Source organism: Paraplanobispora siamensis (assembly GCF_016863175.1).
Taxonomy (GTDB): Bacteria; Actinomycetota; Actinomycetes; order Streptosporangiales; family Streptosporangiaceae; genus Planobispora; species Planobispora siamensis.
In genome coordinates, this window is sequence record NZ_BOOJ01000003.1 from 24,887 (window position 1) to 39,334 (window position 14,448).

Consider the following 14,448-nt stretch of genomic DNA (forward strand, 5'->3'; position numbering starts at 1 on the left):
TCTCGGGAAGACAGTTGCATCTTCTGGCGGCGATAACTTATAACTCTATTAAGAGGTTTTCGAGAAGGCAGGCGTGAGGAAACCTGCCAGGTCCAACGGAGGTGGTTACCGATGCTGCTGACGTCGATCGACCCGTTCGTTCAGGAGTTCGACCGTCAGTTCGACCGGCTCACGCGACAGGCCCTCGGGTGGCGTGAGGGCAGCGCGGGTTCGGCCATGCCTCTGGACGGCGTCCGCCGCAAGGACGACGTCCTCCTCAAGTTCGACCTGCCCGGCATCGACCCCGACTCGATCGAGGTCACCGTCGACCGCGGGGTGCTGTCGGTGAGCGCCCGCCGCGAAGAGGAGTACGGCGAGGACGAGCGCGTGTTCGTGCGCGAGCGCCAGATGGGCACCTTCACCCGCCGGGTCTACCTGTCCGAGCACCTCGACAGCGAGAAGATCGACGCCGCCTACTCCAACGGCGTCCTCGCGGTGCGCATCCCGGTGATCGAGAAGGCGAAGCCCCGCAAGATCGAGATTCAGAAGTCGTCCGGCCAGAAGTCGATCAGCGTCTGACGGAGCCGCGACGGGGTGGGCGCCGCAGTCCGGGCGCCCGCCCCGTCGGCGTTCCGTCGGCTCCGGTTCGGCAAGTCCCGCCGGCCTGCGCCGGGAAAGAGAGTGACCATGGTCCGCCTGCCCTTCGACGACGAACACGCGCCGCTGTACTCCGTCGGCCAGGTGGCCGACATGCTCGACGTTCAGCAGGCGTTCCTGCGTCGCCTCGACGAGCACGACGTGGTCCGCCCCTCCCGCTCGTCCGGCGGTCAGCGTCGCTACAGCCGCCACGAGATCGGCGCCGTCCAGGACGCCGTCCGCCTCGTCGGCGAGGGCATGAGCCTCGTCGCCGTCCGCCGCATCTTCGAACTGGAACAGCAGGTCCGTGAACTGAAAGCCGAACTGGCCCGCGAACGCGCCACCCGAGCCGCACGCGGGGAATGATCGCCGCATCTGCGGACGGTCCGGGGCGGCTCAGGAGATGCGGATGTCGCGTTGCCGGAGCTCGGTCATGACCGTTGAGACCGTGACGAAGTCGTTGTCGACGTGAAGCAGGGTGAGTTCATGGTGGACGGCGGTCGCGCAGAGCAGGAGGTCGATCGCCCCTGCTGAGCGATGTTGGCCCTTCAGGGTGAGTTTGTACTGTGCCTGCTCGGCCCAGCGCCATGCGTTCTTGGGAACGGCGGCGAGCTGACACAGATCGTTCAGCTCCGTCTCCAGTTCGTCCCGATGATCCGGGCCGGTCGCCGAGTAGAGGAACTCCGTGCGAGTGGGTTCGCAGATGCTCAGCGCTCTGGAGGTGATGCGGTCCGCCCAGGCTTCCTGTGTCTCCGGCGTGCGGAGGAGGTGCCATAGGGCGGAGGTGTCGATGAGGTAACCCGTCAAGAGAAGGCGTCCTTGCGCGCGCGCTTGGCCTGCTCGTGGGCCGAGATGGCCTCGTCGAACTCTCCGCGCGCCGCTCGGGCGGAGAGCTTCTCGAGCGCCTCGATGCGCTTGATGCGGGCTACGTATTCCCGCAGAGCCGCATTCACGGTGTCCTTCTTCGTAGTGGTGCCGAGGATGCGCATGGCCTCGGCGAGGGCCTCGTCGTCGATGTCGATCTGGGTGACGCTCACGTGCGCCCTCCTTTGTTGGTCACCTATAAACATATTGTACATCGGCACCATTGACTCAGGGGTGACACCGTGAAAGCGGATGCATGGGCTGGCGGGAATCAGCCCTTTACGGCGCCGATGATGACGCCCTTGGTGAAGTGGCGCTGGACGAAGGGGTAGACGAACAGCACGGGGAGCAGTGCGACCACCACGATGGCCATCTGCAGGGCCAGGCTGGGCGGGAGGGCCTGGCCGCCGGCGACGGTGGCCTCGCTGCTCTGGCCGACGACCAGGGCCTGGCCCTGGAGCACGTACTGCCGGAGCACCACCTGCAGCGGCCACTTGGCGTTGTCGTTCAGGTAGAGCACGGCGTTGAAGAACGAGTTCCAGTAGCCGACCGCGTAGAACAGGCCGATGACCGCGGTGACGCCCTTGGACATCGGCAGCACGATCCGCCACAGGATGCGGAACTCGCTCGCGCCGTCGATGCGGGCGCTGTCGGTCACCTCCGCGGGGATGTTCATGAAGAAGGCCCGCATGACCACGAGGTTGAACGCGCTGACCGCGCCGGGCAGGATCAGCGACCAGTACGAGTCGATCAGGCCCAGCGAGCTGACGAGCAGATAGTTCGGCACGATGCCGGGCCCGAACAGGAACGTCATCAGGATGAGGAAGAGCATCGGCCGGTGCAGCAGCGAGCCCGGCCGCGACAGGCCGTAGGCGGCCAGGACGGTGACCGAGAGGCTGATCGCGGTGCCGACGCCGGTCACGCCGAGACTGACCAGGACGGACCTGGTCACCACGCCGCCGGCGAACAGCTGCTCGTAGGCGGCGAGGGACAGCTCACCGGGTACGGTGACCAGCCCGCCCGCCGCCGAGACCGCCTCCTGGGTGGAGAGGCTGGTCAGCACGACCATGTAGAGCGGGAAGAGGACGGCCACCGCGATGAACGTCAGGACGGCGCCTTTGAGGAGGGTTCCGGCGCGGCTGGGGCGCTCGGCCCAGGCGGGTAGCGTTGTCATGATCGTTTGTAGATTCCCTGCTCGCCGAACCGATGGGCGACCTTGTTGGCGATGAGGATGAGGATCAGCCCGACCAGGCCCTTGACCAGGCCCGCGGCGGCGCCGTAGCTCCACTCGCCGGTCAGCAGCGTGCGCCAGTAGACGAAGGTGTCTAGCACCTCGGCGGCCTCCCGGCCGACCGCGTCGCGCTGCAGGAAGAACTGCTCGAAGCCGACGTTCAGCGCCTCGCCCAGCCGCAGGATCAGCAGCAGGATGATGACCGGGCGCAGGCCGGGCAGGGTGATGTGCCACATCCGCCGCCACCGGCCCGCGCCGTCCACCGCCGCCGCCTCGTAGAGGTTCTGGTTGATCGCGGCGAGCGCGGCCAGGAAGATGATCGTCCCCCAGCCGGCGTCCTTCCAGATGCTCTCGGCGGTCACCAGCAGCAGGAAGGTGTCCGGGTTGGTCATCAGGTCGACGCCCCGGTACCCGTTGTCCCGCAGGATCTGCGAGAGCAGGCCCGCGCCGCCGAACATCTGCTGGAAGAGCGTGACGACCAGCACCCAGGAGAAGAAGTGCGGCATGTAGACGATGCTCTGGATGAACAGGCGCATGCGGGGCCGTACGACGCTGTCGAGCAGGACGGCCAGCATGATCGGGACGGGGAAGTAGAAGACCAGCTGGAACGCCGTGATCGACAGGGTGTTGAGCGTCGCGTCCCAGAAGCTCTGGTCGAACAGCAGCCAGTGGAAGTTGGACAGGCCCACCCAGGGGCTGTCCTTGATTCCCACGTAGGGCGAGTAGTCCTGGAAGGCGATGACGTTGCCGAACAGCGGCACGTAGTGGAACACGATCAGCAGGCCGACCGCGGGCAGCGCCATGAGCAGCAGCTGCCAGTCGCGCTTGAGGCGGGCGCCCAGTGACGCGGGGCGGGGCCGGGCCGCCTTCCCGGCGGCCTTCTTCCCGAATCTCCCGGGCTTCCCGAATCTCCCGGGCTTCCCGAATCTCCCGGGCTTCCCGGGGCCCGCGCGGTTCTGATCGGCCGTCGCCGGTGTGCCGGTGCCGGCGGGTGCGGTCAGGTCACCCGCCGGCCCGGAGTTCACGGTGTCCTTAAGCACGGCCGTTGTCCTGCAGGACCTTCATGTAGAAGTCGCGGGCCTCGTTGCCGCCGTCACGCTGCCACTCGGAGACGATCTGCTTGGCGTCGCTGACGGGACGGCGTCCGCGCATGATGTCGGTGAACTTGTCCTCGGTCGGCACCTGCAGGCCGGAGTACTTCGAGGGCCGCTGCACGCGGATGCCGTCGAAGGGGCCCTTCTCCAGATACTGGAAGCTGGCGTTCTGCCACTCCACGTTGAGCTTGACCGCGTCCGGATAGGGCCAGTCCACATACAGCGGGCGCCCGCCGAGGAAGCCGTAGGTGTAGGCGACCTCCTTGCGGCCGAGGTCGGTCAGCTCGGGGATGCCGTTGTCGCCGCGCTTGAAGTGCTTGCCCTCCACACCGAAGTTCGACAGCTCGTACTCCCTGGTGCCGAACGGCGCCGCGCACCAGTTGAGGATGGAGAGGATCTCCTCCACCTTCTCCTTGGGCAGGCCCTTCTTGACGAAGGTGAAGATGCCGGCCGCGGTGCCGTGGTACATCAGCGGGGTGCCGCCGTCGTGGGCGAAGACCGGGAAGGCGCCCATGGCGAAGTCGGGGTTCTTGCCCCGGTGCTGCTGGAGCAGCTCCTTCCAGCCGCCGAGGCCGTCGCGGTAGACGAGGATCTGCCCGGCCGCCATCAGGTCCTTCTCGTTGGCGCCCTTGCTGCTGACCACGCTGGGGTGGACGAGCTCCTCCTTGAAGACCTTCTGCATGAAGGCGAGCATCAGCTCGAACTCCGGCGTCTCGTACTTGTGCACGAGCTTGCCGTTCTCGTAGCGCCACTCCTGCGGGATGCGGAAGGTCGGCCACATCATCTCGTGGATGCTGCCGAACGCCCAGCGCTTGGCCTTGGCGTCGGTGATCTCCTTGCCCAGCTCGAACAGCTCGTCGGCGGTCTTGGGATTGGTGTTCCAGCCGTTCTTGTCGAAGAGGTCCTTGCGGTACAGCAGGGCGAAGGGGTACGGCTCGGTGGGGAAGGGCACCGCCATCAGTTTGCCGTTCCAGACCGACCACTGCCAGGCGGCGGTGGGCAGGTTGGCCAGCAGCGGGTACGGCTTGACCTTGTCGCCCTGCAGGTAGGGGGTGAGGTCCTCGAAGGCCTTGTCGACGGCGGTGTTGAAGTCCGCCATCTTGTCGATCTCCCAGCTCGGGATGACCATGATGTCGGGGATGTCCCCGGCGGCGAGCCGCGCGATCGCCTTGTCGACGTAGACCGTGCCGTCGGTGATCTGGAACTCCACGGTCGCGCCGATGTCGGCGTTGGCGGCCTGGAAGTAGGAGTTGTCGGCCAGTCCGGGCGGGGGCGGGCCCCACAGCGGGGTCATCGCCTTGTAGGTGCCGCCCTTGCCGGCCTTCTGGGTCAGCGCGGCGGTGGGGGTGGCGGGATACCGGGTGAAGCCGCCGCTGACGTCGGGCACGCCGGGCAGGGTCGAGACGGTGCCGGGCAGGTCGGGCTTGACCCCCGGGAACGCGGTGTAGGTCGGCGTCAGTGATGTCAGCTTGTCGGCGGCGGCGGCCGTGGCGCCGCCGCTTCCGGGCCGGGTGCCGGTCGGGGCGGAGCAGGCGCCGAGCAGGCCGCCGCCTGCGACGGCGACCGCGCTGAGTCCTACCAGGCCGAGGAATCCGCGGCGGCTGGTCGTCGCGCCCTCGGGATGAGTGTTCACGGCGCGTTCCCTTCGTAGGTCTTGGATCGGGGGTGTCGGTCGAGGACGGGTCGCGATAGAGTTAGTTCGTCTTTCGACCAAACAAATTAGTCGAGGGCGACTCCCGCCACAAGGGGCCGTCGATCGCGGTTACCGGGGCGGGTGCGGCATGATGGGGCCAGCCGGGGGCGTCCGCGGACATCACCTGGGCCGATCAGGACGGGACTGACCTTGATCACATCTACGACGAACCCGCAGCCGGCAGACTTCGCCGACGTACGGGCCACCAACCTCGCCGTGGTGCTGAGGTTCGTGCGGGAGCACGCGCCGTGTTCCCGTGCGGACATCGCGGCCTCCACCGGGCTCAACAAGGCGACCGTATCGAGTCTGGTCGCCGACCTTATCGACCGTCGCCTGGTCCGCGAGACCGGGCTGACCGAGAACCGGGTCGGCCGTCCCGCCACGATGCTCGTGCTGGACGGTTCGCCGTACGCCGCGATCGGCGTCGAGATCAACGTCGACTACGTCACCGCGGTGGCGGTGGACCTGTCGGGGGAGCGGCTGCTGTCCTGGCGCCGGTCGTTCTCCGGGGCGACCAGTTCGGTCAGCCAGGCCGTCGTGGCCGTGGCGGGGCTGGTGCGCCGGGTGACGAACCGGATGGCCAAGGAGGAGCGCCAGGTCCTCGGCGTCACCGTGGGTGTACCCGGTCTGGTCGGCACCGACGGCACGGTGCTCATCGCGCCCAACCTCGGCTGGCGCGACGCCGACCTGGCGGGCGACCTCACCAAGGCGCTGCGCGACCCGGGCTTCGGGGTGCAGATCGACAACGACGCCAACCTCGCCGCGCTGGCCGAGCACCGCTTCGGGCCGCAGGCCGGCACGGCGAACCTGGTCTACCTGACCGGCGAGATCGGGGTCGGCGCCGGGATCATCCTGGACGGGCGGCTGCGCCGGGGCGCCCGGGGGTACGGCGGCGAGATCGGCCACATCCAGCTCGACCCGCTGGGCGCCGAGTGCCGCTGCGGGCGGCTGGGCTGCCTGGAGGCTGTCGCCGGGATCGGCGCGGTGCTCCAGCACGCCGCGCTCTCACCGGCCGAGGTCGAGATCGAGATCGAGGAGGTGGTACGGCTGGCCCGCTCGGGCGAGCGCCGTACCCTCGACCTGCTCGCCGCGGTGGGGCACAACCTGGGCAAGGGCGTGTCCGTGATCGCCAACCTGCTCAACCCCGAGGTCGTCATCCTGGGCGGCTACTACGTGCCGCTGGCGCCGTGGCTGCTGCCCGCGGTCGGCGAGGAGATGCGCGGGCGCACCATCGCGCCGGACGGCGGGGGATGCCGGGTCGTGGCCTCCACGCTGGGGTACGGCGCGGCGGCCCTGGGCGGCGCGGCCCGGGTGCTCGACACGGTCGACTCCGGCCGCCTGCCGCGTCCCTCCTGAAGCCCTCCGCCGCCCCGCCCGCCTGAATCTTTCATCCGGCCGCCGGGGGACCCGCTCCGGCCCCGAACCGCCGCGTTCCGCCCCGTCGGCTCCCGGCTGCCCTTTCCCGGACGCCCCGGGATCGGTGATCCGTTGGTTATCCGGCGGCTCTTGACCTGAGCCTCACAGCCAGGCACCCTTCAGGGAAGCTCCGTTCGAAACACGTGTGTAACGAGCGGAGCTTTCCTGGACCGACTATCGAAGCGCTTCGACAAGAAGCGCCGCCCGCCCCGTTGTCGAAGCGCTTCGACGCTCTCAGAGGGATGGTCCCCCCATGAACGAACCGTTCCGCGACCCGGAGCTCCCGCTCCCCGCCCGCATCGCCGACCTGCTGGGCAGACTGACGGCGGAGGAGAAGATCGGGCTGCTCCACCAGTACCAGGCTCCGGTCGAGCGTCTCGGCATGGGCGTGTTCCGGACCGGCACCGAGGCCCTGCACGGGTTGGCCTGGCTGGGGCCGGCCACGGTCTTCCCGCAGGCCGTCGGGCTGGCCAGCACCTGGGACCCGGACCTGGTCCGCCGGGTCGGCGAGGCGACGAGCGACGAGGTCCTGGCCTTCCACCACAAGGACCCCTCCGGCGCCGGGCGGAACGTGTGGGCGCCGGTGGTCAACCCGCTGCGCGACCCCCGCTGGGGACGCAACGAGGAGGGCTACTCCGAGGACCCGTGGCTGACCGGCGTCATGGCCACGGCGTACGCCTCCGGCCTTCGTGGGAGCGATCCCAACGTGCTGAAGACGGCCCCCACCCTCAAGCACTTCCTCGCCTACAACAACGAGACCGACCGCTGCGTCACCTCCAGCAACCTGCCGCCCCGGGTGCTGCGCGAGTACGAGCTGCCCGCCTACCGGCCCGCCCTGGAGCACGGGGCGGCCGTGGCCGTGATGCCCTCCTACAACCTGGTCAACGGCCGTCCGGCGCACCTGAGCCCGCTCATCAACGAGGTCCTGCGGGAGTGGGCCGCAGGCGACCTCCTGGTGGTCAGCGACGCCTACGCCCCGGGCAACTTCACCGGCCTGCAGGCCTACTACGACGACGTCGCCGAGGCCTACGCCCACGCGATCAAGGCGGGGCTGGACAGCTTCACCCAGGACGACGACCGCACCGAGGCCACGCTCGGGCACATCCGCGAGGCGCTGGAGCGCGGCCTGCTCACCGAGGACGACCTCGACACCGCCGTACGGCACGCGCTGTCGATCCGCTTCCGGCTCGGCGAGTTCGACCCCGCGACGCCGTACGACGACGTGACCGAGGCCGTGGTCAACTGCCCCGAGCACCAGGACCTGGCACGCGAGGCCGCCCGGCGCTCGATCGTGCTCCTGGAGAACGACGGCATCCTCCCGCTGTCCGGCGTGCGGCGGGTCGCGGTGATCGGCCAGCTCGGCGACACCCTGATGGAGGACTGGTACTCCGGCACGCTGCCCTACGCCGTCACCGCCCGCGCCGGGATCGCCGAGCGGTGCGAGGCCGTCTTCTGCGAGGCGGTGGACCGCGTCACCCTGTCGGCCGAGGGCGGGCACGTCGTGGCCGACCCCGGCGGCGGGCCCCTGGGGATCGGCGCGGAGCCCGGCCTGTTCGACCTGTTCGACTGGGGCGGCGGCGCCTACGCCCTGCGGGCGGCGGCGACCGGCCGCTACCTGTCGGTGGACGACGACGGCGTGCTCGTCAACGACCAGCCGGGGCCCAACGGCTGGGAGGTGCGCCAGACCTTCCGCCTGGAGGACCGGCCGCGCGGCACCGTGGCGCTGCGGCACATCTCCACCGGGCGCTACGTCGGCCTGCAGCCCCCGGCGGCGGGCGCGGACGGCGTCGCGCCGGACGCCTCCGGCGCGGTCCTGCGGCTGGTGGACGACGCGGACGCGGCGGTCTGGCTGAGCGTGGAGGCGGTCGTGAGCGGCGCCGAGAGCGCCGCCTCCCTGGCGGCGGGCGCGGACGTGGCGATCGTCGTGGTCGGCGACCACCCCCTGGTCAACGGGCGCGAGACCGAGGACCGGCTCGACCTCGCGCTGCCCCCGGCGCAGGAGGCCGTGGTCAGGGCGGTGCGCGCGGCCAACCCGAGGACCGTCATGGTGATCAGCAGCGGTTATCCGGTGACCTGGTCGGCCGAGGGGCTGCCCGCGGTGCTGTGGTCCTCGCACGGCGGCCAGGAGTACGGCCACGCGCTGGCCGAGGTGCTCTTCGGCGACGCCGACCCCGAGGGGCGCCTCACCCAGACCTGGTACCGCTCGGCCTGCGAGCTGCCCGACCTGCTCGACTACGACATCATCGCCTCCGACGCCACCTACCAGTACTACCGCGGCGCCCCGCTGCACCCCTTCGGCCACGGCCTGTCCTACACGACCTTCGACTACGCGGACCTGACCGTGTCGGTGGAGGGCGGCAGGGTCACCGCCTCGGCCGTCGTGCGCAACACCGGCTCCCGGCCCGGCGTGGAGGTCGTCCAGCTCTACACCCACCAGCAGCGCTCCCGGGTCAAGCAGCCCCTGCGCCGCCTGCGGGGCTTCGCCAAGGTACGGCTGGCGCCCGGCGAGAGCGAGACGGTGAGCTGGACCCTCGACACCCGCGAGCTGGCCTTCTGGGACGTGACCCGCAACCGGTTCGTGGTCGAGGACGCGCCCCACAAGATCATGGTCGGCCGTTCCGCCCGCGACATCCGCCTGTGCGCGCCGTTCCACGTCGAGGGCGAGACCATCCCGCCCCGTGACGTGCTCGCCGGTCCGGTCGGGGCGGCCGACCACGACGAGTACGACGCGGTGGAGCTGGTGGACGCCTCCCGGGTCTCCGGCGACGCCGTGCGCTCGGCCGCCGAGGGGGCCTGGCTGCTGTTCCGCGAGGTCGACTTCGGGCCGGGCGCGGCCGCCTGCACGGTCGAGGCCACCAGCACCGAGGGCGGCGTGCTGACCCTGCGGCTGGACGACCCCCTGTACGGTCCCGCCGTCGCGGCCGTTCCCGTTCCCCGCGCCGGACGCTACGACCTGGCCCCCGTCCGCGCCGCGCTTGCGGAGACCTCCGGAGTCCACGATCTTTATGTGGTGTTCGAGAATGCCGGAATGACCGTATCCCGTCTTGTCTTCGAGCCGGCGGAGAACGCATGAGTGGCCGGGCCGTGACGATCACGGAGGTCGCCAGGCACGCCGGGGTGGCCGTGAGCACCGTGTCGTACGTGCTCAGCGGGAAGCGGGCGATCTCGGCCGACACCCGGCGGCGGGTGCTCGACAGCGTGCGGACGCTGGGCTACCACCCCAACGCCGGGGCCAGGGCGCTGGCCAGCCGGCGGGCGAACGTCATCGCGCTGGTGCTGCCGCTGCGCGCCGGCATGCACGTCCCGGTGCTGATGCAGTTCGCCACCTCCGTGGTCACCGCCGCGCGGCAGTACGACCACGACGTCCTGCTGCTCACCGCGGACGAGGGGCCCGACGGGATCCGCAGGGCCGCCGCCAGCGCGCTGGTGGACGGGCTGGTGCTCATGGACGTGGAGCTCCACGACACCAGGGTGCCGCTGCTGCGCGATCTCGCCGAGCCGAGCGTGCTCATCGGCTTCCCGGCCGACACATCCGGGCTGACCTGCGTGGACCTCGACTTCGCCCGGGCCGGCGCGCTCTGCGTGGAGCACCTGGCCCAGCACGGGCACCGGGAGGTGGCGCTGCTGGGCGCCCCGGCGGTGGTCTACGAACGCGGCACCGGATTCGCCAGGCGGACCTGGGAGGGCTTCACCGAGGCGGCGGCCGCGCACGGCCTGACGGGGGTCGCGCTGCCCTGTGAGGAGACCTTCGAGCAGGTGGCCGCGGTGGTCGGCGAGCTGCTCGACACCCGCCCCGACCTGACCGCGCTGGTGGTGCACAACGAGGCCGCGGTCAACCACGTGCTCGGGGCGCTGCGCCAGCACGGCAGGCGGGTCCCGCAGGACATCGCGGTGGTCGCGATCTGTCCCGACGACATAGCGGAACGCTCCAGCCCCGCGCTGACCTCCGTGCTGATCCCCGCCGAGGAGGTCGGCCGCCAGGCGGTGCGGCTGCTGATGGACAAGCTCGAAGGCCGCACCGTGCCGGAGGGCACGCTGCTCCAGCCCCGCCTGACCGTCCGCGACAGCACGGCGGCCTCCGGGCGCTGACCGGGGAAGGCGACGCCGGCCGGGGATCGGGGGCGTCGGCCGGGAGGCCGCGGTGCACGCCTGCCGGGAGTCGCGGGCGGATGCGCTGGGAAAACGAAGGCGGGCACGCCCCGGAAGGGGCGTGCCCGCCTTCTGCAGGCTTCCGGCCGTGGTGATCCGGGGTGACTACCAGTCGCCTCCGCCGAAGTCTCCGCCACCGAAGTCTCCGCCGCCGAAGTCGCCCCAGCCGCCGCCGCCGAAGTCTCCGCCGCCCATGTCGCCACCGGCGTCGGACAGGCCCTCCTCGTAACCGGCGCCGTAGCCCATGCCGTAGCCGCCCATGCCCCAGCCGCCCATCATGCTGCCGAGCATGGTGCCGACGAGCATGCCGGTCATCACGTCGCCGAAGCCGCCGTAGTAGCCGTAGGCGTAGGGCTGGTAGGCCGGGCCCGCCTCGTAGTACGGGCGGGACTGACCGTTGACCATGACCTGGCGCGACTGCGGCTCGAAGCCGCGCTCGACGGCCTCGGCGTCGGCCGCGCAGGCCGGGACGTCGCGCACCGCGCCGCCGGGCGGGGCCCAGCGCACGTCGCGGGCCGAGGGGCCGTGCTGCGGGTTGAAGAAGCACGGCGGGCGCCGCTCGGGCAGCGGCTCCTTGTTGACGCGCGCCCGCACGCAGGCCAGCGCGTAGCGGCCCTCCTCCAGCGCGGTGGTCACGTTGCGCAGGTCGTCGGGCTGCTTGGCCGCGGTGAGCTCCGCCTTGGCCCGCTCGTAGGCGTCCAGCGCGCGGGTCCAGTCCTCCTGGTGGTCGCCGCCGTCGGCCAGCATCTTGACGTCCATGTCCAGATCGGTGATCTCCTCACCGAGCTTCGTGACGTCCTCGTCGACCGTCTGCTTGACCGCGGCCAGCTCGGCGGCCTCGCGCGCCAGCCGGTCCTTCTTCTTCTTGCGGGAGTAGAGGAACAGGCCCGCGCCGCCGGCCAGGGCCAGCACCAGGATGCCGACCAGCACGCCCACGCTGGAGCCGCCCGAGGATCGGGAGCCCGGGTCGGAGACGGAGCGGCCGTTGGCGACGTCGTCGGCCAGCCGGACGAAGGTGGCGGTGCCCTCGGTCATGTTGGGCGCCCTGCTCGCCTGCCGGTAGGCCCGGTCCAGCTCCCGCTTCCAGCCCGGGACGCTGGGCCGGTAGAGCAGCTGGTCGCTGCCGTTGACGACCACGACGACGTTGTCTCCGCCGATCTGGTCGTTCAGCGACTTGAGGAACGTCGAGGCCTCGGAGCTGTTCTTGATCGACCCTGAGGGCAGGACGGCGAGGTAGACGTTCGAGGCCTCCCCGACCGCCGAGCGCATGGCGTCCACGGCGCCCTCCGGCGCACCGGTCGCGGAGTCGTAGTAGAAGCGGTCACCGCTCTGCAGATCAGAGGCGATGGGACCGGGATCGGGAGCCGCGGCGTTCGCCGCGGGCGCGAGCATGAAGATGGCCAGCAGCCCGGCGAAGGTCGCGATGATCGCGGCACCGAGACGACCTGGCATGGTTTGTTTGGTGGTCACGGCAAAAAGCCTCCTTCGTCCGATTAGGACGAATGAGCGGACATGGGAGTTCCCTACTACCCGACCGTATCCCCTCAACCCTCGAATTGGCTGCCCAGCTCGGTCATCCGGGTGGAACATTCACCGCGCACCGGTGCTCAAGCGTCCTTGATGTCACAGATCACCGCGCCGGCGCTGACGCTCTGGCCGACCGCCGCCGTCAGGCCGGTGACCGTGCCCGCCTTGTGCGCGGTCAGCGGCTGCTCCATCTTCATCGCCTCCAGGACGACGATGGTGTCCCCGGCCGCGACGGTGTCGCCGTCGGAGGCGATGACCTTCACGATCGTGCCCTGCATCGGGCTGACCAGCGCGTCCCCGCCGGCTGCGGCCTTCTTGGCCGCTCCGCCGCGCCGCCGGGGCGCCGCCGCGGTGGCGGCGCGGGCCGGGCCCGCCGTACCGAATCCGGCGGGCAGGACGACCTCCAGCCGCTTGCCGCCCACCTCGACCGTGACCCGCTCGCGCTCGGCGGACTCCTCCGCCTGCCCGGCCTCCCCGGCGTAGGGGGCGATCGTGTTGTCGAACTCGGTCTCGATCCACCGGGTGTGCACGGAGAACGGCTCGTCCTCGCCGGCGGGGGCGAAGGCCGGGTCCTCGACGATCACCCGGTGGAAGGGCAGCACGGTCGGCATGCCGTCGACCTCGAACTCGGCCAGCGCGCGCCGGGCGCGCTCCAGGGCCTGGCGCCGGGTGGCCCCGGTGACGATGAGCTTGGCGACCAGGGAGTCGAACTCCTGCGGCACGGTCATGCCGGTCTCGTAACCGGCGTCCAGCCGTACGCCGGGGCCGGAGGGCGTGATCATCCGGGTGATCGTGCCCGGAGCCGGCAGGAAGCCGCGGCCGGCGTCCTCGGCGTTGATCCGGAACTCCAGGGAGTGGCCGCGCAGCGCCGGGTCGCCGTAGCCGAGCTCCTCGCCCTCGGCGATCCGGAACATCTCGCGGACCAGGTCGATCCCGGCGACCTCCTCGGTGACCGGGTGCTCGACCTGAAGGCGGGTGTTGACCTCCAGGAAGGAGATCGTGCCGTCCTGGCCGACGAGGAACTCGCAGGTGCCCGCGCCGACGTAGCCGGCCTCCCTCAGGATCGCCTTGGAGCTGTCGTAGAGCAGCTCCCGCTGGGCGTCGGACAGGAACGGGGCGGGGGCCTCCTCCACCAGCTTCTGGTGGCGGCGCTGCAGGGAGCAGTCACGGGTGGAGACGACCACCACGTTGCCGTGCGCGTCGGCCAGGCACTGGGTCTCCACGTGCCGGGGCCGGTCCAGATAGCGCTCGACGAAGCACTCGCCCCGGCCGAAGGCGGTGACGGCCTCGCGGGCGGCCGACTCGTACAGGCCGGGGATCTCCTCCAGGGTGCGGGCGACCTTCAGGCCGCGCCCGCCGCCGCCGTACGCCGCCTTGATCGCGATGGGCAGGCCGTGCTCGGCGGCGAAGGCGACGACCTCCTCCGCGCCCGACACGGGGTCCTTGGTGCCCGCGACCAGCGGCGCGCCCACCTTCTGCGCGATGTGCCGGGCCTGGACCTTGTCGCCGAGCGCGGTGATCGCGGAGGGCGGCGGGCCGATCCAGGTCAGGCCGGCGTCGATCACGGCCTGGGCGAACTCCGCGTTCTCGGCGAGGAAGCCGTAGCCGGGGTGGACCGCGTCGGCCCCGGTCTCCGCGGCGATCCGCAGCAGTTTGGCGATGTCGAGGTAGGTCTCGGCCGGCGTCCGGCCCGCCAGGGCGTGCGCCTCGTCCGCGACGCGGACGTGGAGGGCGTCCAGGTCCTGGTCGGAATAGACCGCGACGCTGGCCAGCCCGGCGTCCTTGCAGGCGCGGGCGATCCGCACGGCGATCTCACCACGGTTGGCGATAAGGACCTTCTGCACCGACGTGGATCCCTT

The 14,448-nt window shown here is 70.8% G+C and carries 12 protein-coding genes; 5 read left to right on the forward strand and 7 right to left on the reverse strand.

Going from position 1 to position 14,448, the window contains the following annotated elements; all coding sequences use genetic code 11:
- Positions 1 to 111 precede the first annotated feature (111 nt).
- Together Psi01_RS01180 and Psi01_RS01185 are read left to right on the forward strand one after the other, a co-directional pair.
- The gene (locus Psi01_RS01180) at positions 112 to 558 is read left to right on the forward strand and encodes an Hsp20/alpha crystallin family protein (protein ID WP_204062015.1); all 447 of its coding nucleotides are present in this window, start codon (positions 112 to 114) and stop codon (positions 556 to 558) included.
- 108 nt (positions 559 to 666) lie between these two features.
- Positions 667 to 981 carry a MerR family transcriptional regulator gene (locus tag Psi01_RS01185; protein WP_204062039.1) on the forward strand — a complete coding sequence of 105 codons (315 nt, stop codon included), beginning with the start codon at positions 667 to 669 and terminating at the stop codon, positions 979 to 981.
- A gap of 30 nt (positions 982 to 1,011) precedes the next feature.
- On the opposite strand, the gene Psi01_RS01190 is transcribed toward Psi01_RS01185, so the two are convergent.
- The 5 genes from Psi01_RS01190 to Psi01_RS01210 all read right to left on the reverse strand — a co-directional run bounded on the left by Psi01_RS01190 (position 1,012) and on the right by Psi01_RS01210 (position 5,437).
- On the reverse strand, positions 1,012 to 1,422 hold the full coding sequence (locus Psi01_RS01190) for a PIN domain-containing protein (RefSeq protein WP_204062016.1): 411 nt from the start codon (positions 1,420 to 1,422) through the stop codon (positions 1,012 to 1,014).
- On the reverse strand, positions 1,419 to 1,652 hold the full coding sequence (locus Psi01_RS01195) for a type II toxin-antitoxin system VapB family antitoxin (protein WP_204062017.1): 234 nt from the start codon (positions 1,650 to 1,652) through the stop codon (positions 1,419 to 1,421). The genes Psi01_RS01190 and Psi01_RS01195 overlap by 4 nt, the downstream gene beginning before the upstream one ends.
- 98 nt (positions 1,653 to 1,750) lie before the next feature.
- A complete protein-coding gene (locus tag Psi01_RS01200; RefSeq protein ID WP_204062018.1) occupies positions 1,751 to 2,653 on the reverse strand; it encodes a carbohydrate ABC transporter permease in 903 nt (300 codons plus the stop codon).
- Positions 2,650 to 3,750 carry an ABC transporter permease gene (locus Psi01_RS01205; RefSeq protein WP_204062019.1) on the reverse strand — a complete coding sequence of 367 codons (1,101 nt, stop codon included), beginning with the start codon at positions 3,748 to 3,750 and terminating at the stop codon, positions 2,650 to 2,652. The genes Psi01_RS01200 and Psi01_RS01205 overlap by 4 nt, the downstream gene beginning before the upstream one ends.
- Positions 3,743 to 5,437, reverse strand: coding sequence for an extracellular solute-binding protein (locus tag Psi01_RS01210; RefSeq protein WP_204062020.1), 1,695 nt, complete (start codon positions 5,435 to 5,437; stop codon positions 3,743 to 3,745). The genes Psi01_RS01205 and Psi01_RS01210 overlap by 8 nt, the downstream gene beginning before the upstream one ends.
- Positions 5,438 to 5,647: 210 nt before the next feature.
- On the opposite strand from Psi01_RS01210, the gene Psi01_RS01215 reads away from it, so the two are divergent.
- From Psi01_RS01215 to Psi01_RS01225, 3 genes are all read left to right on the forward strand, one after another.
- Entirely contained in the window at positions 5,648 to 6,853 is a 1,206-nt protein-coding gene (locus Psi01_RS01215) for an ROK family transcriptional regulator (protein ID WP_204062021.1), read from the forward strand.
- A 313-nt stretch (positions 6,854 to 7,166) separates the two neighbouring features.
- The gene (locus Psi01_RS01220; RefSeq protein ID WP_204062022.1) at positions 7,167 to 9,986 is read left to right on the forward strand and encodes a glycoside hydrolase family 3 protein; all 2,820 of its coding nucleotides are present in this window, start codon (positions 7,167 to 7,169) and stop codon (positions 9,984 to 9,986) included.
- Positions 9,983 to 11,002 (forward strand): LacI family DNA-binding transcriptional regulator, encoded by a 1,020-nt coding sequence (locus Psi01_RS01225; protein WP_204062023.1) that lies wholly within the window; start codon positions 9,983 to 9,985, stop codon positions 11,000 to 11,002. Before Psi01_RS01220 ends, Psi01_RS01225 begins: the two co-directional genes overlap by 4 nt.
- A gap of 165 nt (positions 11,003 to 11,167) precedes the next feature.
- Here Psi01_RS01225 and Psi01_RS01230 read toward each other — a convergent pair whose 3' ends face one another.
- On the reverse strand, positions 11,168 to 12,532 hold the full coding sequence (locus tag Psi01_RS01230) for a hypothetical protein (RefSeq protein ID WP_239126905.1): 1,365 nt from the start codon (positions 12,530 to 12,532) through the stop codon (positions 11,168 to 11,170).
- Between the two features lie 137 nt (positions 12,533 to 12,669).
- Positions 12,670 to 14,433: an acetyl/propionyl/methylcrotonyl-CoA carboxylase subunit alpha gene (locus Psi01_RS01235; RefSeq protein WP_204062024.1), complete on the reverse strand. Its 1,764-nt coding sequence runs from the start codon at positions 14,431 to 14,433 to the stop codon at positions 12,670 to 12,672.
- Between the last annotated feature and the right edge of the window lie 15 nt (positions 14,434 to 14,448).